The 22751-nt window shown below is 42.6% G+C and carries 18 protein-coding genes; 8 read left to right on the top strand and 10 right to left on the bottom strand.

Annotation, left to right across the window (positions count from 1 at the left end; genetic code table 11):
* Positions 1-102 precede the first annotated feature (102 nt).
* Positions 103-1428 carry an OmpA family protein gene (locus NLF99_RS10625; RefSeq protein ID WP_254528194.1) on the top strand — a complete coding sequence of 442 codons (1326 nt, stop codon included), beginning with the start codon at positions 103-105 and terminating at the stop codon, positions 1426-1428.
* Positions 1429-1532: 104 nt separating this feature from the next.
* On the opposite strand, the gene NLF99_RS10620 is transcribed toward NLF99_RS10625, so the two are convergent.
* On the bottom strand, positions 1533-1715 hold the full coding sequence (locus NLF99_RS10620) for a KOW motif-containing protein (RefSeq protein ID WP_254528193.1): 183 nt from the start codon (positions 1713-1715) through the stop codon (positions 1533-1535).
* 73 nt (positions 1716-1788) lie between these two features.
* Entirely contained in the window at positions 1789-3279 is a 1491-nt protein-coding gene (locus tag NLF99_RS10615; protein ID WP_254528191.1) for an amino acid permease, read from the bottom strand.
* Positions 3280-3743: 464 nt separating this feature from the next.
* Between NLF99_RS10615 and NLF99_RS10610 the strand changes: the two genes are divergently transcribed.
* A complete protein-coding gene (locus tag NLF99_RS10610) occupies positions 3744-5570 on the top strand; it encodes a DEAD/DEAH box helicase (protein ID WP_185218637.1) in 1827 nt (608 codons plus the stop codon).
* A 42-nt stretch (positions 5571-5612) separates the two neighbouring features.
* On the opposite strand, the gene NLF99_RS10605 is transcribed toward NLF99_RS10610, so the two are convergent.
* The 7 genes from NLF99_RS10605 to NLF99_RS10575 all read right to left on the bottom strand — a co-directional run bounded on the left by NLF99_RS10605 (position 5613) and on the right by NLF99_RS10575 (position 13287).
* Positions 5613-7145, bottom strand: coding sequence for a glutamate racemase (locus tag NLF99_RS10605; RefSeq protein ID WP_254528187.1), 1533 nt, complete (start codon positions 7143-7145; stop codon positions 5613-5615).
* Positions 7146-7245: 100 nt separating this feature from the next.
* Positions 7246-7869, bottom strand: a complete 624-nt coding sequence (locus NLF99_RS10600; RefSeq protein WP_254528183.1) for an HPP family protein — start codon at positions 7867-7869, stop codon at positions 7246-7248.
* A gap of 5 nt (positions 7870-7874) precedes the next feature.
* Positions 7875-8651 carry a 23S rRNA (guanosine(2251)-2'-O)-methyltransferase RlmB gene (rlmB, locus tag NLF99_RS10595; RefSeq protein ID WP_185213508.1) on the bottom strand — a complete coding sequence of 259 codons (777 nt, stop codon included), beginning with the start codon at positions 8649-8651 and terminating at the stop codon, positions 7875-7877.
* 70 nt (positions 8652-8721) lie between these two features.
* Positions 8722-10542 (bottom strand): DNA polymerase III subunit gamma/tau, encoded by a 1821-nt coding sequence (locus NLF99_RS10590; protein ID WP_254528182.1) that lies wholly within the window; start codon positions 10540-10542, stop codon positions 8722-8724.
* Between the two features lie 507 nt (positions 10543-11049).
* Positions 11050-11775: an aquaporin Z gene (gene aqpZ / locus NLF99_RS10585; RefSeq protein ID WP_185213506.1), complete on the bottom strand. Its 726-nt coding sequence runs from the start codon at positions 11773-11775 to the stop codon at positions 11050-11052.
* A gap of 315 nt (positions 11776-12090) precedes the next feature.
* Positions 12091-12591 carry a hypothetical protein gene (locus NLF99_RS10580; RefSeq protein ID WP_237219571.1) on the bottom strand — a complete coding sequence of 167 codons (501 nt, stop codon included), beginning with the start codon at positions 12589-12591 and terminating at the stop codon, positions 12091-12093.
* A gap of 108 nt (positions 12592-12699) precedes the next feature.
* A complete protein-coding gene (locus NLF99_RS10575; RefSeq protein WP_185213505.1) occupies positions 12700-13287 on the bottom strand; it encodes a C40 family peptidase in 588 nt (195 codons plus the stop codon).
* 261 nt (positions 13288-13548) lie between these two features.
* Between NLF99_RS10575 and NLF99_RS10570 the strand changes: the two genes are divergently transcribed.
* The gene (locus NLF99_RS10570; RefSeq protein WP_254528181.1) at positions 13549-14439 is read left to right on the top strand and encodes a DMT family transporter; all 891 of its coding nucleotides are present in this window, start codon (positions 13549-13551) and stop codon (positions 14437-14439) included.
* 96 nt (positions 14440-14535) lie between these two features.
* Complete coding sequence (locus NLF99_RS10565; RefSeq protein WP_254528179.1) at positions 14536-16803, top strand: inorganic phosphate transporter; 2268 nt, start codon at positions 14536-14538, stop codon at positions 16801-16803.
* A 247-nt stretch (positions 16804-17050) separates the two neighbouring features.
* Here NLF99_RS10565 and mtaB read toward each other — a convergent pair whose 3' ends face one another.
* Positions 17051-18370: a tRNA (N(6)-L-threonylcarbamoyladenosine(37)-C(2))-methylthiotransferase MtaB gene (mtaB, locus tag NLF99_RS10560; protein WP_185213502.1), complete on the bottom strand. Its 1320-nt coding sequence runs from the start codon at positions 18368-18370 to the stop codon at positions 17051-17053.
* Between the two features lie 178 nt (positions 18371-18548).
* Between mtaB and NLF99_RS10555 the strand changes: the two genes are divergently transcribed.
* The 4 genes from NLF99_RS10555 to NLF99_RS10540 all read left to right on the top strand — a co-directional run bounded on the left by NLF99_RS10555 (position 18549) and on the right by NLF99_RS10540 (position 22568).
* Positions 18549-19370: a thymidylate synthase gene (locus NLF99_RS10555; RefSeq protein ID WP_185218630.1), complete on the top strand. Its 822-nt coding sequence runs from the start codon at positions 18549-18551 to the stop codon at positions 19368-19370.
* 19 nt (positions 19371-19389) lie between these two features.
* Complete coding sequence (locus tag NLF99_RS10550) at positions 19390-19887, top strand: dihydrofolate reductase (RefSeq protein ID WP_254528175.1); 498 nt, start codon at positions 19390-19392, stop codon at positions 19885-19887.
* Between the two features lie 40 nt (positions 19888-19927).
* On the top strand, positions 19928-21664 hold the full coding sequence (locus NLF99_RS10545; RefSeq protein WP_254528173.1) for a M61 family metallopeptidase: 1737 nt from the start codon (positions 19928-19930) through the stop codon (positions 21662-21664).
* Between the two features lie 193 nt (positions 21665-21857).
* Complete coding sequence (locus tag NLF99_RS10540) at positions 21858-22568, top strand: hypothetical protein (protein ID WP_185218627.1); 711 nt, start codon at positions 21858-21860, stop codon at positions 22566-22568.
* Positions 22569-22751 lie beyond the last annotated feature (183 nt).

Genomic DNA, 22751 nt, shown 5'->3' with positions numbered 1-22751 from the left:
AGGTTTTTCACTACAAAATCATGATATTTTAGGCTGAGTTGCCAAAACAAGTTGTTTTGGCAACAAATTTGCCATGCCTTTGGCATAAAAGCATATAATATTATGAAAACACTTTACTTTAAAAAAGTTAGCGCATTAGCTGCTGCTGTTTTAATCTCTTCTGCTACTTTCGCTCAAACCAACACAGCTACCGTTGAAGGCACGACTACTTTAGGTCCAACTACCCAGTACAGAACTTGGTCCATCGGAGTAAATGCAGGGGTCCTTAATCAATCAAACATTTTCGGCTTCAACAGAGCTGGATTCGATAAATTAAACCACAACGTAGGTTACTCTGCGTATGTTAAGAACCAAATCTCCCCATCTTTCGGAATTAAAGCTCAATACATGGGCGGTAAAGTTGGCGGTGTCAATGAAACTGCTGGCGCAGCAATTTCCGAGTTTGAAACTAAAATGCCTTGGTCAGCAGCCCTATCTGGTGAGTTCACTATGGCAAATACAAACTGGAGGTTCTTCAACAGTATCATCAAACCTTACTTCGCTGTCGGTGTAGGTGCAATGAGTTTCGAAACCACTACGAAAATCGGTGAAACTTCAACTACTGCAGAATCTCAAACAAAACTTTTCGTTCCAGTTGACGCTGGTTTCAAATTCGCAGTGGCGAAAGGAATCAACATCGACTTGGGTTACCAGTTGAACTGGGCAAACCAAAACTTTGATGGAGTTCGTGGTGATCAATACAAAAACGACCTGTTCTCCTATGCACATGCTGGTCTAGAGGTTGCATTGGGTGACGGAAGCAAACCTTACCTTGGAAACTCAAACCCTGTGGCAACAATGGCTGCAAGATATGATGAGTTAAAAGCAGAGCGTGATGCTTTGGTTGCTGCAAATGAAAAATTACAGTCCAACATGGATGAAATCAATGCTGGCTTAGAAGATAGTGATGGCGACGGTGTTGCTAACAAATTTGACAAATGTCCAGATACTCCTGCAGGAACTAAAGTTGACGGTTCAGGATGTCCACTTCCAGAAGCTAAACACGAGACCAAAGTGATTGAGAAAATCGTAGTGACTGAAGAAGATAGAAAAGTTGTTGATGAAGCTATCAAAAACTTGGAATTTGACTTGAGCAAAGCTACTATCCGCCCTTCATCTTACGAATCATTGAATAGAGTTGCAGCTTTATTGATCGAGAAAAACTTCAGCTTAAAACTTGCCGGTCACACCGATAACACAGGTTCACTTCAATTGAACTTACGTTTGTCAAAAGAACGTGCAGAATCAGTTAAAGCTTACTTAGTATCTAAAGGTGCCAATGCATCACGTATCGAAGCTACAGGTTATGGTCCTAACCAACCTATCGCTACCAACAGTACGCCAGAAGGACGTCAGTTGAACAGACGTGTTGAATTTACCTTATTCTAGGAACAACTTGCATTAAGCTAAACAACATACAATCAAGAAGGACCTGCATCTGCAGGTCCTTCTTATTTTTAGCCCTATCTAGGCCTTTTCTTTCCTACAGGAAATTAGCCTTCCAACAATTTGACTACATTTTTCAATAGTGTCTTAAAGCGTACTCCTGAATCCTGTTCCACCGTAAGGGTTTGATGTCCGGTCTTGCTTACATGCAGATCATTCACCCTACCCGATTTCCCTTTATGGGTCCCTGCGATTACTTGACAAAAATCCCCATTATTTATCGTGTCCATAAGTTAATGTATGGTTAAAATAAAAAGGGGTAGAAAGCCTGTGCCCTACCCCAATGATTAAATATGATTATCCTTACTCAGAAGTTCCAGAAGCTTCTGCTTCTTTCTCTTTCCTGATCTTGGAATGTTTATGTCCGTACAAGAAATAGAATGCAACACCGATTGCCATCCAGATTCCTAAACGCTCCCAGCTCTCGATCGGAAGACCCGCCATCATCAGCACACACACCAAGATACCTAATATTGGCACCAAAGGCACCAAAGGTGTCCTAAACGGACGCTCAAGCTTCGGATTGGTCTTACGCAACACCAACACTCCGATACACACTAATGTAAAGGCAAATAATGTTCCGATACTTACCATGTGCCCTAGATCTGAAACCGGCACAAATCCAGCAAACAAACTTACGAAGATCATAAAGATCAAGTTTGTTTTCCAAGGCGTCTGACGTTTAGAAAGGTCCGAGAACAATTTAGGCAACAGACCATCCTTACTCATCGAATAGAATACGCGGCTCTGACCCAACAACATCACCAGGATCACCGATGTATATCCAGCAATGATTGTCACGATCATCGCCGTATTCAAGAAATGATAGCCAGTTTTTTCAAATGCCGTCGCTACGGGTTTTGCATCACCACTGAACACAGTGTAAGGTGCCAAACCTGTCATAACATAAGCAAACAGCACATATAATATAGTACAAACGATCAATGAACCGATAATCCCGATAGGCATGCCTTTCTTAGGATCTTTCGCTTCCTGCGCAGCAGTACTTACCGCATCAAAACCAATAAATGCAAAGAACACAACCCCTGCAGCCTGTAGAATCCCTGTCCAGCCATAGTGTCCCCGATAATCACTATTCCAGAACTCCCAGAATCCCATTTGCCCAGTCTTCACCATTTCCTCACCTTCGTTTGTAGGGATCAATGGCGTATGGTTTGCAGGATCGATAAATTGCCAGCCCAATACGATAAACAAGATCACCACAGCCACCTTCAAAACAACCAAGATGTTATTGACAAAGGAAGACTCCTGCGTTCCGCGCATCAGCAGCAGCGACAAGAGACAAACGATGATAATGGCAGGCAAGTTGATTACCCCGCCTTCAAATGGTCCTGCTAGCACCTCCTGGGGGAGATGGACCCCTATCAATAAGAACAGCTCATTGACATATTGCGACCAGCTCACCGCAACGGTAGCAGCAGCCAAAGCATATTCAAGTACAAGGTCCCAACCGATGATCCAAGCCATAAACTCGCCCATGGTCGCATAGGAATAGGTGTAGGCACTTCCTGCAACAGGAATCATGGAAGCAAACTCCGCATAACATAGCCCAGCAAATGCACAGCCTACCGCAGCAATAACAAAAGATATCATTACCGCGGGACCAGCATGGTCAGCAGCAGCAATCCCTGTCAAAGAGAATAGTCCCGCACCGATAATGGCTCCAATCCCCAAAGCAATCAGGCCAGAACTGGACAAGGTCCGTTTCAGGGTACCTTCGCCGCTCTGTTCAGCTTCAGAAATTAATTTTGTAATAGATTTTTTATACCACATAAATTTAGATGAATAATTAAAGAATCAAACCTACAAAAAAATTAAAATAGATTACAATTCATTAACAATTCATTAGCAAGGACGCTAATAAATTAAAAACTACAATGATTTAACCTTATTTCTTTGCAATCATTCGTTCTAGACAAGAACTATCAGAATAATTATTGGCAGGATTCAATCAATACAGAATAATTAAACCCAATACATTTATCACTTTTTTGCTACATCCAGCAAAATCCTCAAATTTCTTTTATAAGTATCGATAATTAAACCAAAACCTTAATAAAAAACCATTGTTTAATAGGTAGATAAAGAAATTACAGCAAATCTATTTGTGGACCTATTCCGAAAATCGGAAATAAAACATTTTTTAATCCACAAAGTATTGAAAATTAGGATTTATCAATTATTGTAATTACCTTTGCACCGCCTTAGGCAATAGTGCCTATTGTATATTTTATTTCATGAACCCATTTTTAGAACTGGGAATCCGTGAAGAGATTGTTAATGCCATCACTGAGTTAGGTTTCGAGAAACCTTCTCCCATCCAGGAAAAAGCCATTCCTGTATTACTGACTGGTAACGACGATTTTGTCGGATTAGCCCAAACAGGTACAGGGAAGACAGCGGCATTTGGTCTTCCACTTTTAGAACAACTAGACTTTTCATCAAAACAACCTCAAGCATTGGTTCTATGTCCAACGCGTGAGCTATGTTTGCAAATCGCAAGAGACCTAGAAAAATTTGCCAAGTACATCGATAACGTACATGTGGTTGCCGTTTATGGCGGTGCCAATATCGGTGATCAATTACGCCAGATTCGTCGTGGTGTTCAAATCGTTGTTGCCACTCCAGGAAGGATGTTGGATATCATTGGCCGTAATGCCATTGACTTCTCCAATGTTCGCTATGTAGTGCTTGACGAAGCTGACGAAATGTTGAACATGGGATTCCAAGAGGACATTAACAATATCCTTTCTGAAACTCCTGACGACAAAAAAACTTGGTTGTTTTCCGCAACCATGCCTAAAGAAGTGCGCCGTATCGCGCAGAACTACATGAACGACCCGAAAGAGTTGACTGTAGGAACCAAGAATACGGGTAACGAGAATATCGAGCACCAATACTTCATGATCAAGGCGAAAGACAAATACGCTGCTTTTAAACGTATCGTCGACTATTACCCTGAAATCTTTGGTATCGTATTCTGCCGTACTAAAATTGAAACGCAAGAAATCGCTGAAGCATTGATCAAAGACGGCTACAACGCCGACTCCCTGCACGGTGATCTTTCGCAACAGCAACGTGATAAAGTAATGAAACGCTATCGCGAACGCAACTTGCAATTATTGATTGCTACTGACGTTGCAGCTCGTGGTATCGACGTGAACGACGTAACACACGTAATCAACTATTCATTACCAGACGAAACTGAAAACTATACGCACCGTTCTGGTCGTACCGCTCGTGCCGGTAAAACTGGTATTTCGATCTCATTGATCAATGTGAAAGAAATGAGCAAAATCCGTCATATCGAAAAGATTATCGGAAAAGAATTTATCCGCAAACAAGTTCCTCAGGGTACTGAAGTATGTGAAAAACAATTGCTCTCTCTTGTTGACAAAGTACACAACGTAGAAGTACATGAAGATCAGATCACTGCTTTCTTACCTCAGATCATGGAAAGTTTGCAAGATCTTTCTAAAGAAGAAGTAATCAAAAAATTCGCTTCTTTGGAATTCAACAGATTCTTGAACTACTACCAAGATGCTCCTGACTTGAACATGGAAGCCCGCGAAGCAAGAGGCGAACGTGGTGAAAGAGGTGAGCGTCGTACTGGATCCAAAGGTTATACCCGTTTGTTTATCAACTTGGGATCGGTGGATGAGTTCAGCCGTGGAGACATGCTTTCTTACATCTGTAACAAAGGTAAGATCTCAGGTAAATCAGTTGGTAAAATAGACCTTAAAGGTGTATTCACTTTCTTCGAAGTACTTGATGCTGACGTAGACAGTGTATTCCAAGGATTCAAAGGTGTAGACTTTAACGGTAGAGACGTTAGAATCGAAGTTTCTGGCGACAGACCTTCATCAGACAGAGGCGGAAGACGTCGTTCTGGTGGTTTCGGCGGTGGTGACCGTAGAGACAGAGGTGATAGAGGTGGAGACAGAGGCGGATATCGCGGAGGTGGTTCTGGTCGTAGAGACAGGGGCGACAGAGGCGGATCTGGCGGTGGTTTCCGTGATTTCTCCGGAAAACGCAAAGACAGAGAGTCTAGAAACAGATATTAGAAAATAAAAAAATAAGCTCCAAATTTGGAGCTTATTTTTTTATTACTTGATCCTGATCTCTTCAGCATGTCCTTTCATCTTGCTATTGCCCTCTGAAAAGTTACGCATCAACTCATAGGTATTTGGTATAACGTTCCTAAACCTCTCCAAGGTCATGTCCGATATATTTCCTCGATCAAAAGGCACAACCTTCACATACTCCTGAATCTCATTTTCCTTCCTCCCATATTTATAGTCGTAGGTAAACCTAGCTTCTCCCCCCTCCAATTGAACCGATTTATTATCTTGGTTTGGAACGGAGATATAAAACTCCGAATTATTCAACATATCCCCCTTGGAATTAAACAGCTCCTGCTCTTCCAAGGCATCATATAATTCACGGGCAACAAAAACAGATGGGTCAATGATATGGACTTCATTATCGATCAAAGCCTTGTATTTATACGCTCCATCATTCCCTTTATATTCCTTCAACTCGCCTAACACCTGATTAATTTCCTTGACCAGATAAGGATAATGCGTACAACCTAAAACCATCGCTTTCAATGGCTTAGCACCTTCCGTCTTACGCATCTGTTCCAGCAAACTCACCAAATGATAACGGATATAGTTTTCCGAAGAATTGATCTGCATCATCGTGCAATCTTCTGTATCCTTGCTATCACAGAGCATCTGGTTTTTATCAAAATTAAAATTATAGATATCCATGAGCGTACGGTCGATCTTATAGTCCTTGTTATCTAAGGAAGGTCCTCTATAATCGGCCCGCGGTGCATTGGCACTGGTCTTTATGAAATCTGGTTCTTCATCCACGGCCTCAGCTACGCCATGCCCACCTTGATTAAAGATCTGCAAGTCCCCAGTATGGCCAGCAAGAGCGATCTGCTCTTTTATCGTTCGTTCATATCCGCCAGATGCAATGGTCCCCACGGTAGCAAATACCGCTATAGAGCCCGACTCATCTTTATCAAACAGTGCCAACGTTCCTCGTGCAGCTGCATTGATGACACCGATCACAGGAATATCAAGATTGGTCTTTTTCATAAAGGCTTCAGCATCCTTATACCCATATGCTGTTGCTGTATTGCAGGCAATCACTATTGCCTTCACCTTTTCCTTATCACTGTTGAATTTTGAAGCCTGATAGTTAGGATAATATTTGTTCGAAAGCAAGAACTGAAAATCCTTGATGATATGTTCAACCAGAAGATCATCCTTTTCAGCGGAATGGTAATTTCCATAAGGCATATTCGCCTGGTCCGCCAAATAGATAAAATTCTCCTGCTTGAAATCAAGCACGCCATCCTTTTCCTTCGATCTCGAGCGATTGTTATGTTCATCGAAATTTACGAGTGCATCCAACACGGTCAAACCACCCGTACCGGAATCAAAAACACCGATCGGAAGATTGTTCAACGACTTAGGATATTTCTTGAAATCAACATAGTAAAAGTTTTTCTGATCCTTTAAGATGGCTTCCTCGATCTTTAAAGGGCTTTGCGCCTGCACATAACATGTACTGCCAAGCGAAAGCGCAAAAATGGCCAGGCCATTTAGGATAGTTAGGTGTTTCATTGGACATTCGGTAGATTGCCGTAAAGTTATTCGTTTATTCTGATATTCAAAATAAAAAACGCATAAACATGCAATTATCGCAAATAAAAAAGACCAATATTCAAATATTGGCCTTAAATCTTTCAAATCGTTGCTTCAATTGCTTTCGTCTTGATCTCCTCAATCGGGAATATCGGACTGGATAATGTCTTTTCTTGGTGATATTGTTAAATATCAATGCCACCAACAGCAAGATCAATGTCCCCAACAGGACTGGCGCTAAGACATAGAGATAGCCTAATTCCGTGATTTTGGCTCCCCCACTAACTGCAATCAATGCCGTTGCTCCACCGGGCGGGTGCAAGGTCCTGCTGAACTGCATCGCAACAATAGAGCTAGCTACAGCTAAAGGAGCTGTCAACCAGATCACATCCGGCAGTACCTTTGCTATGGTCACCCCAACGATGGCCGAAACTACATGTCCACCAACCAAGTTCCTAGGCTGCGCCAAGGGACTCTGGATAGCGCCATAAACTAAAACAGCAGAGGCTCCAAAGGAGCCTATTAAGAATACATTTTCTAAAGGAGGAAAGTGAAGCGACTGTATAAAAGCAATCAGCCCGATGCCAATAAAGGCACCCAGAAAGGACCAGAAATGTTCCCTGAAATCCACCAAGGTCTCACGGTACATCACATACCGATATACCCTAAAATGCCTAGCTACAGATTTTTTAAGTCTATCCACCAAGGTTAGGAGATATTGCGCTGTCTAACCGCTTCATAAATTACAACGGCAGCTGAAACCGAAACATTCAGGGATTCAATCTCGCCGAACATTGGGATCTTAGCTAATTTATCCGATATACGGATCAAATCATCCGATACACCAACATCCTCTGCACCCATGATGATACAGCTTGGCGTGGTATAATCCACATCGTAGATCGATTCCTTGGTTTTTTCTGTACTCACGACCAATTGAACTCCTGAATCAATCAAGAATTTTGCAACACGGCCTAGCGAATCCTGTCTACACACCGGAATCTTATAAAGAGCACCGGCTGAAGTTTTGATCGCATCAGGGTTGATTTCCGCAGAACCCTTTTTAGGAACAATGATCGCATGCACACCAGCACATTCCGCTGTACGTGCTATCGCTCCCATATTCCTGACATCGGTAACCCCATCCAACATCAACAACAAAGGAGTCTCCCCTTTTTCATAGATCGTTGGCAATAGGTCTTCAATGTCCTGATACGTAATCGGAGAGATCACGGCGATGACACCTTGATGGTTCTTGCGCGTAATTCTATTTAATTTTTCAATAGGTACCTGTTGGAATGCAACATTCTGCTCTTTTACTAAAGCTTTGAATTCAGCAAACAAAGGTCCCGACAGACCACGTTGAACAAATAAGGATTCAATTTCTTTTCCACTATCAATGGCTTCCATGACAGCACGGATCCCAAATACCATCTGATTTGTCTCACGCTTTTCGGACCTGTCCCTACGTTGAAAATTTTGCATGTGTTTTTATTATGGATAAAGGCCTTAACAGCCTGAAAAATAATTCGTACAAAGGTAGAAAAGAAAATGATTAGCTTAAACCCAAATCAAATGTTTTTCTCAACTCATCAAGCATCGGGTTTTTGGCAACCATGGCCTGATATTTTTCCTGTGAAGTATAAGGTTTGCGCTCTTTGGACTTCTCTACCATCACCCCGTCAATATCCAGGGAGAAGTTTCGCAATTGCACCCTTAGGTAATTCAGCATGTCGATCTTACCTAACTTAAGCTCTTCCATCTGCACCATGTTCTCAACCTCCACCTTGATGGTCGTCCCTTCCAGGACTGGCGCATTCGAGGTCATAATGGTGTACAGGGTAATCTTGCTCTCGTTACGAAGGATTTCAGCAAATTCGTTCCACTTGCTCAAAAATCCATTCTGGGTAACTTCATAGAATTCATTACCTTCTACCAATTCATTTTCATCGTCACCTTCTGCCTTTTTATCGTCAAAGATCGTATTCAGGTTAGGTACGGAAATAGAAGTCTTGATATTGCCCCAGCCTTTAGCGGCCGGTTTAGGAGTATCAGTTGCTGGAACAGGATTTGAACTTGCAGCTGCCGGCTTGGATACCGGAGTACTTGGCGCAGGCTTTGGCATTGCCGCAGGTTGAGCAGCGGTTTGAGCAGCCTGAGAAGCAGTTTTCTCCATTGCAGCTGGCCCAGAGCCATTTGCAACAGCAGGGCTTACACCTGGGTTAGGGAGTTTTTTTTTTAATTCAGCTAATGCTGGTAGACCTTCTGCTCCTAGTTGAATTGCACTCGCAATATGGCACATTTTCAGCAAGGAAAGCTCCACCTGCAATCTTTGGTTCTTACTGCTGCGATAATTGACCTCACATTGGTTTGCGATATTCAAGGCAGATAACAACAGACCGCTGGAAAGCGATTGTGATTGTTCCAGATATCTTTTCTTCACGTTTTCACTGACTTCCAATAACTTCAAGGTACTTGGCTCCTTGCTCACCAATAGATTACGGATGTGCGAAGATAAACCTGCGATAAAATGACCGCCATCAAAACCGTTGTTCAACACCTTATCAAAAATCAATAAAGTATTGGCAGCATCCTGTCTGGCGATGGCATCCATCAATTGGAAGTAGTAATCATAATCCAAGATATTTAGATTGTTGATTACCGCTTGGTAGGTCAGGTTCTTATTGGAAAAACTAACGATCTGGTCAAACATCGAAAGTGCATCACGTAGACCGCCATCAGCTTTCTGCGCAATGACATGCAGGCCATCCATCTCATAGGTCACCGCTTCTTTTTCCGCAATGCCAGCAAGATGGTTCGCCATATCCTCCACTTTGATCCTGTTGAAATCAAAGATTTGACAACGGGAAAGAATGGTAGGAAGGATTTTATGTTTTTCCGTGGTAGCTAAGATAAAGATCGCATAGGAAGGTGGCTCTTCCAAGGTTTTCAAAAAAGCATTGAAAGCCTGTTGCGAAAGCATGTGAACCTCATCAATGATATAGATCTTGTATTTACCTGTTTGAGGTGGGATCCTCACCTGATCGATCAAGGAACGGATATCGTCAACCGAGTTGTTGGATGCCGCATCCAGCTCATGGATACTGAAGGAATTCCCATTCTGGAAAGACTTACAGCTATCACATTGCCCACAGGCCTCATTCGATTCCGTGATATGCTCACAGTTAATTGTCTTTGCCAAAATACGGGCACAGGTAGTTTTACCAACACCACGAGGTCCACAGAACAGAAATGCCTGAGCTAACTGGTTGTTATGTATTGCATTCTTAAGTGTTCCGGTAATGTGTTGCTGCCCTACCACCGAGTCAAATGTGACCGGCCTATATTTCCGCGCAGAGACAATGAAATTATCCATGCACGAAGATAATCATTTTCAAAGTTTGGCACAAGCAAAAACCGTTTTGGAAACATTTCTCTTGATAAGCGAATGAAGAGCGAACAGCGATGATGGGGGATTGTACGATGAAAGGAGATTAAACTCAGAAAAGCTTGTATTGCTGTACAACATAGTTGGGGGATTTTACAATGAAGGTGATCAAATCCATAAAAGCTTGTATTGCCGAACAGTTCCTGCACCTTCGCTGCAGGATGACAGGACATGTTGAAGGAAAACCGTACAGATTCCTCACTGATCGTTCAGAATCAAAAACAAAAAAACATTTCCCTTAACCTCCAAGGAGCCTTGAGTTACGATCATGGCCCATCCTCTCATCCTTTTAATCCTGGTACACTCCCAGATCTTGGCCCATCCTCTAATCCCTTTCATCCTGGTTCAAATCCCCTACCCATTCCCCTACCCACAAAAAAGAGTTGCCCAATGGAGCAACTCTTTCATTTAAATTAATCAAAATAATATTTTCAATTACGCACTTTTCGGTTCGTTCTGCACCAATCTCCACAGTACGGCACCGATTACTGCACCAACAAACGGAGCGACCAAGAACAACCAAACTTGAGAAATTGCATTTCCACCTGCAAAGATCGCAGGTCCAAGGCTTCTAGCAGGATTCACTGAAGTCCCTGTGATAGGAATAGCAACCATGTGGATCAAAACCAAGGAAAAACCGATAGCCAAACCAGCCATCGTTCCATTTCCAAGTTTTGATGTGGTGCCCAGAATAACGAACAGGAACAGGGCTGTCAATACCGTTTCGGTAATAAATGCTGCCATCATTCCATACTCATTCTGATAACCTGCGCCCCAGCCATTCGACCCATACGCCCATTCGCCAGCGCTGAAACCAGCAATCTGACCCGACAAAATGGTCTTCAACACAAAGGCTCCTAAGATACCACCCAATACCTGGGCAGCAATATAAACTATAGCATCCTTTCCAGACATCCTTCCCGAGACCAGGACACCCAAGGTAACCGCCGGATTGATATGACAACCCGATACGCCGCCAATTGCATAGGCGAAAACTACCACGGATAAACCGAAAGCCAAGGAAATCCCCAATAACCCTAGGCCAGATGTATGCGCTAGCGTATCACCTCCGGCAACAGCTGCAGCACCACAGCCAAACAATACCAAACCGAATGTTCCAATCAGTTCAGCAATGAATTTAGATAATGTTTTTGTTTCCATAATTTATTATTTGGACACAAATTAACAATTAATATCAATAATTACCTCATAAAATAATGGTAGGATTATCGCCACAAAAATGGAAGTCATCCTTTTTTCCAAAAGGGAACAGAGCATCTTTTTAGTTTACAGGGGATTAATCGAGATTCAATAAATAAAAAAAAAGGACCGATATCACATCGACCCTTTTTCTTAATTGTTTTACCTAATAACCTTTAAATCACCAAACAATTTATTGAAACAAATTACTTGACTCAAAAGTAGGGCTATTGGTTAAAGTTACTGTTAAGAGAAAATTAAATAATAAATTTCCTTTTATCTCGCCTTTGCCGTCGCCAACATCCTTACCACCTCATCGATCGTGGTACGGCCCGCTTCGACCATTTTGTCTGGCCCCGGATAATCCGGATCAAAGGTTACAGTCTTCGTTTTTTCTTTATAGGCGAAGGTCAGCTTGTACCTTGGCTTGCGCTCGCCAGCCGGTCTCTTGCTGAGGTCCACCGTCATATCGTCCGGTAAATTCCAGAAGCCCAACTCCTGCGCTTTCCTGTGCAGATACAACAGGTCATTGTCACGAAGTTTCAAGCTATCCTTTACCAACTTGTTGTCTTTTGTAAGGTAATCATATTCCTGTGTCTTGGAATTGAAATGGTTCAGCATGGAATCTGGAAATCCATAGGTAATTTCGATATGATCGAAATCTGAATAACGGTATGGTGCGTTTTTCACCATTGCCGAATAGTAATAAACACAGTAAATTAAGAATGGAACTACTACACATAGCCCTAAGAAAATCTTTTTAGTTTTTTCTGACATGATATGCTATAAAATGTGCACAAAAATAGGGATTTGTACAGATTTTAACAGGCTAATTTGAGAATAAAGCCGAATATCGGACATAATACTGTCATAAAACAGCAGCCACTAACTCTTTGGCGTTCCGCTGCGCTTGAAATATTTATAATACCAACTATCGTTCAGGTTGGAGATGATAACACCTTTGCGCGTGGATACATGCACAAACTTGCCATTGTGCAGGTAAATACCCACATGGTCGATATTCCGACCGCCAAAGGAAAAGAACACCAGATCCCCCTCCTTCAATTGCTTCTCATACTTCCGCTTCACATTGTCAGCCATGTCCCTTGAAGTTCGTGGCAGCTCCTTGCCATAGATCCTATCGTACATCAGGGTCACAAAACCCGAACAGTCCACCCCGCGTTTATCCATACCCCCCATTCGGTGCGGCGTGCCCATCCATTCATCGATCATTAGGTATAGGTTCTTGTTATCGAGATCCTTGGTCTTCACGCCCAACAACTCGGCATAGTTTTCCAGCTTGTTCCCAGAATACTCCACCCCTCTGGCATCACTGGCATCCGAAATTGGAGCTCCCTTCTTGGGCTTTACATTTCCATAAGAACCTCCTCCGGCAGTTTTTCGCTTCGCCCCACAGGAACTCAACAAGACCGCCGCCAAAAGAAAAAGTAATAAGCTGTAATTAATCTTCATCCAAAACCTCCAAACCAAAAATATCAAGCTATTCCATCAAAGCCCACCTGTTTTTTTCCACAAATGTGACTTACTTTATTGCCAAAGCCATACAATATAGGTTATTAATCCTTAAAAACAGGATTTGAACGGAAATTATTTGTCACGACAACCAAATTTTATGCGCGCTAATTTTTACCTGTACGAATGGATTTGTCTTTTCTGTGTCATCAACTGTTTTTATCCTTAGCGCATAGTACTTATTTAATTTACTTTTGCGCCATGAATAAAACAAAAGGCGCAATAGCCGTATTCCTTGGAGCCGCGAGCTTCGGAATTCTATCCACCTTTGTTAAAAAAGCCTATGCACAAGGTTATAACCTTGGCGAAGTCACAGGGATTCAAGCACTATTAGGGGTTGTCTTTCTTTGGCTAGCTTGGCTCCTCATAAAAAACTCCCAACAACAAAAGAAATCCCAGACCCCATTAAGCCCTAAATGGAAAATTTACCTGAGTGGGGTAAGTACGGGCATGGTCAGCATATTGTACTATAAATGTGTAGAACTGGTCCCAGCTTCCTTGGCCATCGTCCTCCTGATGCAATACATCTGGATCGGACAGATTATCGAACTGATTTTCTTCAAGGTAAAACCTCAGCTTAGCCAAATCATCGTTATCATTGCCATCCTTGCCGGTACGGTCTTCGCTACTGGCATGATCGAGGAACCTTTGGAATCCTTTTCTTTACTGGGGATCGGGTACGGCATGCTTGCTGCAACCGCCTACTCTGTCTTTATGATTGTCAACGGCCGTGTGGGCAATGATTACCATCCGATCCATAAAAGCGCCATGATGATCAGTGGTGCCTTATTCCTGATTATGGTCACCTTACAACCCTTCAGTTTGTTCGGCAGCGAAACGTTCATGGGAATTTTACCTTATGGCATGTTGCTGTCCATCTTCGGAACGGTCATTCCACCGTTGCTCTTTGCTTACGGCATGCCTAAAGTGGGGTATTCCCTTGGCGCCGTACTAAGTGCCGTAGAGCTCCCGGTAGCCGTCTGTATGTCTTACCTGGTCCTGCAAGAGTCGGTCAGCTGGGTCAAATGGATAGGCGTTATTTTTATTCTTTTAACGATATTCTGGAAGAATAATTTGAAAACAAATAGCTAAATTTTAAGGTTTTTACCCTATACTTGCAGTTTTAGAAATTATATTTCAGTTTTAGTCTGATCACCCATAACAATCTAGATTGAAAACATATACATTATGGAGAACTACCTTTATCTCGTACTCATCACGCTTGCTGTCCTGGCAATCATAGACCTGATGGTCGGTGTTAGTAACGATGCTGTAAACTTCCTGAATTCAGCCATTGGATCAAAAGCCATCCCTTTCAAAAGCATCATGATCATTGCCAGTTTGGGGATCCTTTTTGGATCGGTCTTTTCGAGCGGTATGATGGAAATCGCCAGGAGCGGGATCTATGTCCCCAGTAAATTCTCTTTTGATGATGTAATAACCATATTCCTCGCCGTCATGATTACGGATATCATTCTATTGGATGTCTTTAACTATTTCGGCCTGCCAACTTCAACCACGGTATCCATCGTGTTCGAGCTCTTAGGTGCTGCGATCTGTTTGGCTATCTATAATATCGCTATTAAGAACGGAGATTGGTCTACCCTTTCTACCTATATCAATACAGAAAAAGCCTCTGAGATTGTCTACAGTATCTTACTCTCCGTCGTCATTTCCTTTACGGTCGGTATGGCTGTACAGTATATTTCCAGGGTCCTGTTCACTTTCCAGTTTGAAAAGAAACTAAAGACCATTGGGGTTTTCTTTGGGGGAATTGCCATGGCTTCTATCTCTTATTTTATCCTGATCAAAGGGATGAAAGGTGTATCGTTCATTGGTTCAGATGTCAAAGACTGGGTTCAGACGCATGAATTGCTCCTATTGGGTGGATCATTTGTAGTCTTCACCATCCTAAGCTACATCATTAACCTGTTGGGATATAATATCCTGAAGGTGATCATTGGAATTGGAACCTTTGCGTTAGCGCTTTCATTCGCGGGGAACGACTTGGTAAACTTTATCGGTGTACCAGTAGCCGCAGCTCAATCGGTAGAGTTCTTCCAATCGATCCCTGGCGCCGACCCGGACAACTATATGATGGATGCATTGGCATCCAGTGATATAGTTGCCCCTACCTGGATCTTATTAACCGCAGGTATCGTAATGGTCATTACCTTATGGACCTCCAAAAAGGCCAAAACCGTTATTGAGACGGAAATGAGCCTTTCCAATCAAGGTGATGGTAACGAGAAATTTAAATCCAATATGCTATCCCGTAGCATTGTAAGAGGATTTATCAAACTTGGTTCAGGTTTGACTTACCTGATGCCGAGGACCTTGCAGGCAAGTTTGGACAAAAAATTTGAAAACCCACTGTTAACTGCCCATAGAAAGAAAAAGAAGTCAAAAGATGAACCAATGTTTGATATGATCCGCGCTTCGGTCAACCTGATGGTTGCTTCCAGCCTGATCGCCCTAGGTACATCCATGAAACTTCCCCTTTCGACCACCTATGTAACCTTTATGGTGGCCATGGGTACTGCCTTTGCAGACCGTGCATGGGGCCGTGAGAGTGCAGTTTATAGGGTTTCGGGAGTATTCCACGTTATCGGCGGTTGGTTTGTGACTGCGGGTTGTGCATTCGCGGGAGCGGTAATCTTCGCGTTCTTCCTAAAGATTGGCGGAATCGTCACTTTTGTGATCTCCCTGATCGTACTTGCCCTATTGCTTTATAGAAATGCAAAGAGCCATGACCGCAAGATCAAGGCAAAGGCATTACAGGAACTGAACCTGGAAAAAGGCGATATCATCGGTCTACAGCAGGTAATTGAAACCTCTGCCCAACAGATCAGTGAAACGTTCTCCAAGACCAACCTATTCTTCAAGGAAGCCATAGACTCCCTGATCAAGGAAGACCTGGATGCCCTGACAAGCAATAAAAAGTTGATCAAGAAACTGCAGAACGACCTGAACTCAACCAACAACGCGATGTATGATTATATCCGTAGTTTGGATGATAATTCCGTGAAGGGAAGCCGTTATTATATCATATCCTTAGGTTATCAACAGGATATGGTAGAAAACGTAGCGGTCATCAACTCCAATGCCATGTCGCATGTGGACAATAACCACAAACCGCTGAAGATCAGTCAGGCAAAAGACTTAAAATATGTGGTGGAAAGAATCGCTGAATGGTTCTCAAAAATCAACATGACCTATAAACGACTGGATTTCAGTAAGATTGATGAGATCATTAAAGAAAGAGAAGATATCCAAGAATACATCAACAATCTATTGGACAAACAGATAGACCGTATCAGGACTTCTGAAAACAGTCCTAAGAACAGTAGACTGTATTTCTCCATTCTTCTCGAAACCAATGAGCTGATCAGTTCAACCTTCAAGTTGATGCGACTTCACAAAGAGTTTGACAGCTTCAGAAGAAGAAATGCTTAGCAGCTCAAATTCAACTCAGGCAAGTAATTATTCCCCATAAAAAAGGACCCAAAAACAGCTAAAGAAAAGGCAGGATTTAGACCAAAAGGAAAGGTCTAAATCTTGACCTTATTCGAGATTGCTTCGAGACACATTCGGGAAATGGTTAGAAATAATTCTATCCAATCCGAACGTTTCCGAATATGTCTCGAATGAGACTCGAACAAAGTCAGAATAAAACCAAAAAAAATTGGGGTATACTATCCGATTAATGCGCTAATACCTCTGGCAATTCCTCGATATCCACATCCCCATTTTCAGAAATGGAAATGAACTTAACGGGAACAACCTCGTTTACCAACAAAGGATCATAAGGCGTACGCACTTTCACATAGTTCTTGGAGAAGCCATGCATATAACCATCTTTGATATCACCTTCAAACAGAACCTCATCGATAGAGCCTAACTGCGATTCGTAGAAGGCTCTACGTTTCTTTTCTGAAAGGATATGCAACATCTTGCTTCTATCGCTTCGCTGGGCACCCGGTACGGCACCTTCCATTTGAGCGGCAATGGTATTTTCACGTTCTGAATAGGTGAATACATGCAGGTAAGAGGTATCCATCTCATTCAAGAAGTTGTATGTATCTATAAAATCCTCACGGGTCTCTCCTGGGAAACCGACGATAACATCCACCCCGATACAGCAGTTAGGCATCAGAGATTTGATCTTAGCAACGCGTTCGCTATACAGTTCACGTTTGTATCGGCGTCTCATTTGTGCTAGGACCTTATTGTTACCTGACTGTAGGGGCATGTGGAAATGTGGCACAAACCTTTTGGACTGTGCTACAAATTCGATGATCTCATTGGTCAATAGGTTGGGTTCAATGCTAGAAATACGGATCCTATCGATTCCTTCCACCTCATCCAATGCTTTCACCAGATCCACGAAGCGATCTTGGCGCTTGCCGTCACGGATGCCGTAGTCACCGATATTCACGCCAGTCAGCACGATTTCTTTGACGCCGGAAGCGGCAATCTCTTCAGCCTGACGCACAATGTCCTCAATCTTGCCCGAACGGCTGGCGCCACGTGCCAAAGGAATCGTACAGAAGGTACAGGAATAATCACAACCATCCTGAACTTTCAAAAAGGTCCTGGTACGGTCGCCGATGGAGAATGCAGAAACAAACTGATTGGTTTCGTCGATAGGGGCATTATGGACCACTGCTTTTTCGTTCTTGGTCAGGTCATCGATATGTTCAATGATGTTGAATTTTTCGGCAGCACCTAATACCATGTCCACACCCGGGATTTCAGAAATCTCCTTAGGTTTGAGCTGCGCATAACAGCCAACAATGGTAATATAGGCATTTGGGGAATGCTTCAGGGCTTCCTTTACGACCTTTCGGCACTTGCGGTCAGCATGATCGGTCACCGAACATGTATTGATCACATAAACATCTGCCGCGCTGTTGAAAGGCGTAGTTTCATAACCCGCATCCTTAAAGATACGACCTATAGAGGAGGTTTCTGAAAAATTCAGCTTACAACCTAACGTATAGAAAGCAACTTTTTTTCCCATAATATTTTGCAAAAATACACAAAATGATGCAAAATGTTAAGTATTGATGAATTGTGATATTTTAATGATTAACCTGGGATTGTAAAAAAACGGGAAACTTCCGCAAAGGCCCCAAAAAGCAAAATGCAATTTCAAAAAAAAGGGTATCTTCGTAGGAGAAAAAAATCAAGGGAAATCAATGAAACAATATTTAGACTTACTTGAACACGTATACACGACTGGTGTTGAAAAAACGGACAGAACTGGAACAGGAACAAAAAGTGTATTTGGGTATCAAATGCGTTTCAATCTAAAAGAAGGATTCCCCCTTGTAACGACCAAAAAGTTACATTTACGCTCCATTATCCATGAGTTGATCTGGTTCCTGAAAGGTGAGACCAACATCCAATATCTCAAGGAAAACGGTGTAAGCATTTGGGACGAATGGGCGGATGAAAACGGCAATTTAGGTCCAGTTTATGGTTCACAATGGCGTTCATGGCCTACTCCTGATGGCCGTCATATCGACCAGATCAGCCAAGTGATCAATCAGTTGAAAAAATCACCGGACTCCCGTAGGATCATTGTTTCGGCATGGAACGTAGCGGAAATCGAAAATATGGCTTTGCCTCCATGTCATGCCTTTTTTCAGTTCTATGTAGCGCCGGCGCAACCTGAGAAAGGGATCTTAAAACCGCAGCTATCCTGCCAATTATACCAACGCAGTGCAGATATTTTCTTGGGAGTACCGTTCAACATTGCTTCCTATGCCCTATTGACCATGATGGTGGCGCAGGTATGCGATATGGAAGCGGCAGATTTTGTCCATACCCTTGGTGATGCGCATATCTACAGCAACCATTTTGAGCAGACCGAACTGCAATTGTCACGCGATCCGAAACCACTTCCGCAAATGAAGATCAACCCTGATGTGAAAGACATCTTTGATTTCAAGTTTGAGGATTTTGAATTGGTCAATTACGAACATCACCCGCATATCAAAGCTCCAGTAGCTGTATAATAAAAACTAAAACATTTAAATGAGTTATCCTAAAGTTACATTTATTGTGGCGGCAGCCGAGAATAATGCAATTGGAAAAGGTAACCAAATGCCTTGGCATTTACCCAATGATTTCAAATACTTCAAGGCCAAGACCATGGATCATTCCATTGTCATGGGTCGGAAGACCTTTGAGTCCATTGGTAAAGCCTTGCCAGGCAGAAGGAATATCGTCATCAGCAGACAGCCTCAATTTAGGGCAGAGGAAGTTGATGTCGCAAACAGCATCCAAGCGGTAATTAATTATTGCAGGGATGAACAGGAAATATTTATCATCGGTGGAGCAGAGATCTACAAGCAATCCTTGCCCATTGCAGATGAAGTCCTATTGACCAGGGTGCACACCAATATTCCAGATGCGGACGCCTATTTTCCGGAACTGCCAGAGAATGAATGGGAGTTGGTCAGTCAAGATGCCCATCAGAAGGATGAAAAGCATAAGTTCGACTATACTTTTGAAGTTTATAAAAGAAAATAAGGGATGCCAAACAAGGTTTCCCTTTTTACGTTTAAGAATTATGAGTAATAGCAGTATACAGTTCCAATTATCTTTTATTGAGCCTCAGGCACATTATGTGGAGGTCCGAATGATCCTTGAAGGATTTGACCAAGATTACCTTGACCTCAAAATGCCGGTCTGGACACCTGGTTCCTACCTCATCCGTGAATTTGCAAAAAACGTGGAGCAGATGAAGATGGAAGATACGAATGGTAACCTCCTTGAATTTGACAAGATCAACAAGAATACCTGGAGAGTTCATTCCAAGGGTTCGCAGGTAAAGGTATCCTATCGTGTTTATAGCTTTGAACGCTCCGTGCGTACCAATTTTGTGGATGACCAACATGCCTTTATCAGCCCAGCAGGGACTTTCCTGTTCGTGGACGGCTATTTGGACCATGCTTCCACGGTTCAGGTTGATCTGCCAAGTTTCTGGAAAAAGATATCTACAGGTTTGGAATTGGTAGAGGGCAAACTCAATCTCTTCTTTGCAGAGAATTTCGATATCCTTTTTGATTCTCCGCTGGAGATCGGTAATCAGGATAGCTGGACGTTCAATGCTGCGGGTATACCCCATGAATTTGCGATGGTGGGAACGGCCAATTACGATAAAGATCGCTTGTCAGAAGATATCACAAAGATTGTGGAAGTAGAAACGGCGATCTGGGGATCGAATCCGAATGACCGATATGTATTTATTACCCATAATTATCAAAGTTCACACGGTGGATTGGAACACTTGAACTCGACGGTCTTGGCAGCATCCAGGTCCGCTTATTCCAATAACATCACCTATAATAATTTCTTGAGCTTGGTAGCCCATGAGTATTTCCACTTATGGAATGTCAAGCGTTTGAGACCCGCGAACTTGGGTCCATTCAACTATGATGAGGAAAACTACACCCCATTATTATGGATCTTTGAAGGTTTTACCGCCTATTACGACAACCTAATTACGCGTAGATGCGGATTTAGGAATGAACAGGAGTATCTAAATGAATTGGTTTCGGAATTCAATCTGGTATTGAACCGCCCTGGACACAAGGTTCAATCGGTGGGTCTTTCCAGTTTTGATACCTGGATCAAACAATACCGCCCTGATGAAAACTCATCCAATGTCAGCATCTCCTATTACAACAAAGGAGCTATGTTGGCCACGATGATTGACATCAGCATCATTGCGAAGACCAATGGCAGCAAACGTTTGGACAATGTCCTGAAAGCGGCCTATGAAAAATATTACCTGATTGAGAACAGGGGAATCAGCGAAAAGGAATTCCAAGACTTGGCAGAAGAGGTTTCCGGAATCTCCCTGAAGGAGATTTTTGACGCAGTCTATACCACAGAAGAAATTGACTATAATGCTTATTTCAACGCGATAGGTTATCAGTTCATTGACATCAATAGGGAAAACCAGACACCTAGCATAGGGATCAAGGTTTCGCATCAGGATGGACGTACCATCATCAAGAATGTTGACCGCAATTCCGCTGCTTGGCTGGATGGATTGAATGTAGATGATGAAATCGTGGCAGTCAACGGAAATCGCTTGGATCCGATGGGTAGAGAACTGGACCAGGCTGTGATCAACAGCAAGATTGGTGATCCTTTGCAGATCCTGGTCGCTAGAGATGGCCTGATGCGTGAAATCACGATCCAGTTGAAAGCTAGTGAAAAAGTTTCCTACGTTATTGAAAGAAAAGAAGACAGCACAGAAGAACAAAGAAGGTTAGGTAATATCTGGCTTTCTTTATAATCTTGAAAAGTAGAAATACCCAGCAATCGAATCCCTTTCGTTGCTGGGTATTTTGTTTTCGCTCGTCCAAAGCAATTAACCACTCATTATCAATAATTTATTTGAATTTTTTCTTTATTTTTAATGGCACACAATTAACAGAATCGAACCTAAGACCAATTTCAGGTTCCGTACCGTTTAACCAATTACGGCCATGCAAATAAAACCCATTCAAAACCACAACCTATATGCCTATCGGCGTCTCCGAAGGGCAATTGGTTATCTAGGGATTTTTCTCCCAACCATTTTAGTCCTGCTATCTTTAATCAAATTCTTTGCGACCAAAATACAGCCCTCCATCAGCCATTATTACTATACCAACCTTCGGGAAATCTTTACGGGTACATTATGTGCTGTAGGCTTGTTTTTGATCTGCTATAAAGGAAATGGGAACAGGTCAATTCTCAAGAACGACAATTTACTTACGAATGTTGCCGGGATCATGGCTTTCGGGGTTGCTTTTATCCCAACAGATCCTATTTCGGACTCCTGCCTGAAATGTACCTTGATCAACTTTAGCTTAACTTGGTTACACTATGCCTTTGCGGCAGTGTTGTTTTCCATTTTTGCCCTATTATCCATCAATGTCTTTACCATCGGGCAACAGAAAAACTCCGATATTCCGGTCAGTATGTTCAATGAAAACCGCATCTACAGATTCTGTGGCTATGGCATAATACTTTGCGTAGTTATGGTCCCTCTAAAGCTGTTCCCCTATTCTACCCTCGTTTTTGAAGCCTTAGCCCTTTGGATGTTCGGGATATCCTGGCTGATCAAAGGCAGGGCACTCGGGGACGAAGGCGTAATTGGCGAAAAAGTATACCGGGAGCATAATGCGGTGGATACGGAGAAGGCAGTTGAGTAGATATGAGATGTGAGTATTGAGATGTGGGATAGAAAATTGGATAGGAATGGGATAGATATGAGTATTGAGATGTGAGATATGAGACAGTATAATTGACAGCCTTTCTATCTCACATCTGATATCTCACATCTCAATACTGTAACAACGAACAAGGCCTTGCTTTTTGATGCAAGGCCTTGTTCG

Source organism: Sphingobacterium sp. LZ11T8, assembly GCF_024261425.1.
GTDB lineage: Bacteria > Bacteroidota > Bacteroidia > Sphingobacteriales > Sphingobacteriaceae > Sphingobacterium.
The sequence above is the reverse complement of the archived record's forward strand: the minus strand, read 5'-3'. Positions and strand labels throughout refer to the sequence as shown.

Excerpts from the sequence above, each read along its gene's own strand:
- NLF99_RS10625 (WP_254528194.1), top strand. The coding sequence starts at position 103 with ATGAAAACACTTTACTTTAAAAAAGTTAGCGCATTAGCTGCTGCTGTT.
- NLF99_RS10620 (WP_254528193.1), bottom strand. The coding sequence starts at position 1,715 with ATGGACACGATAAATAATGGGGATTTTTGTCAAGTAATCGCAGGGACC.
- NLF99_RS10615 (WP_254528191.1), bottom strand. The coding sequence starts at position 3,279 with ATGTGGTATAAAAAATCTATTACAAAATTAATTTCTGAAGCTGAACAG.
- NLF99_RS10610 (WP_185218637.1), top strand. The coding sequence starts at position 3,744 with ATGAACCCATTTTTAGAACTGGGAATCCGTGAAGAGATTGTTAATGCC.
- NLF99_RS10605 (WP_254528187.1), bottom strand. The coding sequence starts at position 7,145 with ATGAAACACCTAACTATCCTAAATGGCCTGGCCATTTTTGCGCTTTCG.
- rlmB (WP_185213508.1), bottom strand. The coding sequence starts at position 8,651 with ATGCAAAATTTTCAACGTAGGGACAGGTCCGAAAAGCGTGAGACAAAT.
- NLF99_RS10590 (WP_254528182.1), bottom strand. The coding sequence starts at position 10,542 with ATGGATAATTTCATTGTCTCTGCGCGGAAATATAGGCCGGTCACATTT.
- aqpZ (WP_185213506.1), bottom strand. The coding sequence starts at position 11,775 with ATGGAAACAAAAACATTATCTAAATTCATTGCTGAACTGATTGGAACA.
- NLF99_RS10580 (WP_237219571.1), bottom strand. The coding sequence starts at position 12,591 with ATGTCAGAAAAAACTAAAAAGATTTTCTTAGGGCTATGTGTAGTAGTT.
- NLF99_RS10575 (WP_185213505.1), bottom strand. The coding sequence starts at position 13,287 with ATGAAGATTAATTACAGCTTATTACTTTTTCTTTTGGCGGCGGTCTTG.
- NLF99_RS10570 (WP_254528181.1), top strand. The coding sequence starts at position 13,549 with ATGAATAAAACAAAAGGCGCAATAGCCGTATTCCTTGGAGCCGCGAGC.
- NLF99_RS10565 (WP_254528179.1), top strand. The coding sequence starts at position 14,536 with ATGGAGAACTACCTTTATCTCGTACTCATCACGCTTGCTGTCCTGGCA.
- mtaB (WP_185213502.1), bottom strand. The coding sequence starts at position 18,370 with ATGGGAAAAAAAGTTGCTTTCTATACGTTAGGTTGTAAGCTGAATTTT.
- NLF99_RS10555 (WP_185218630.1), top strand. The coding sequence starts at position 18,549 with ATGAAACAATATTTAGACTTACTTGAACACGTATACACGACTGGTGTT.
- NLF99_RS10550 (WP_254528175.1), top strand. The coding sequence starts at position 19,390 with ATGAGTTATCCTAAAGTTACATTTATTGTGGCGGCAGCCGAGAATAAT.
- NLF99_RS10545 (WP_254528173.1), top strand. The coding sequence starts at position 19,928 with ATGAGTAATAGCAGTATACAGTTCCAATTATCTTTTATTGAGCCTCAG.
- NLF99_RS10540 (WP_185218627.1), top strand. The coding sequence starts at position 21,858 with ATGCAAATAAAACCCATTCAAAACCACAACCTATATGCCTATCGGCGT.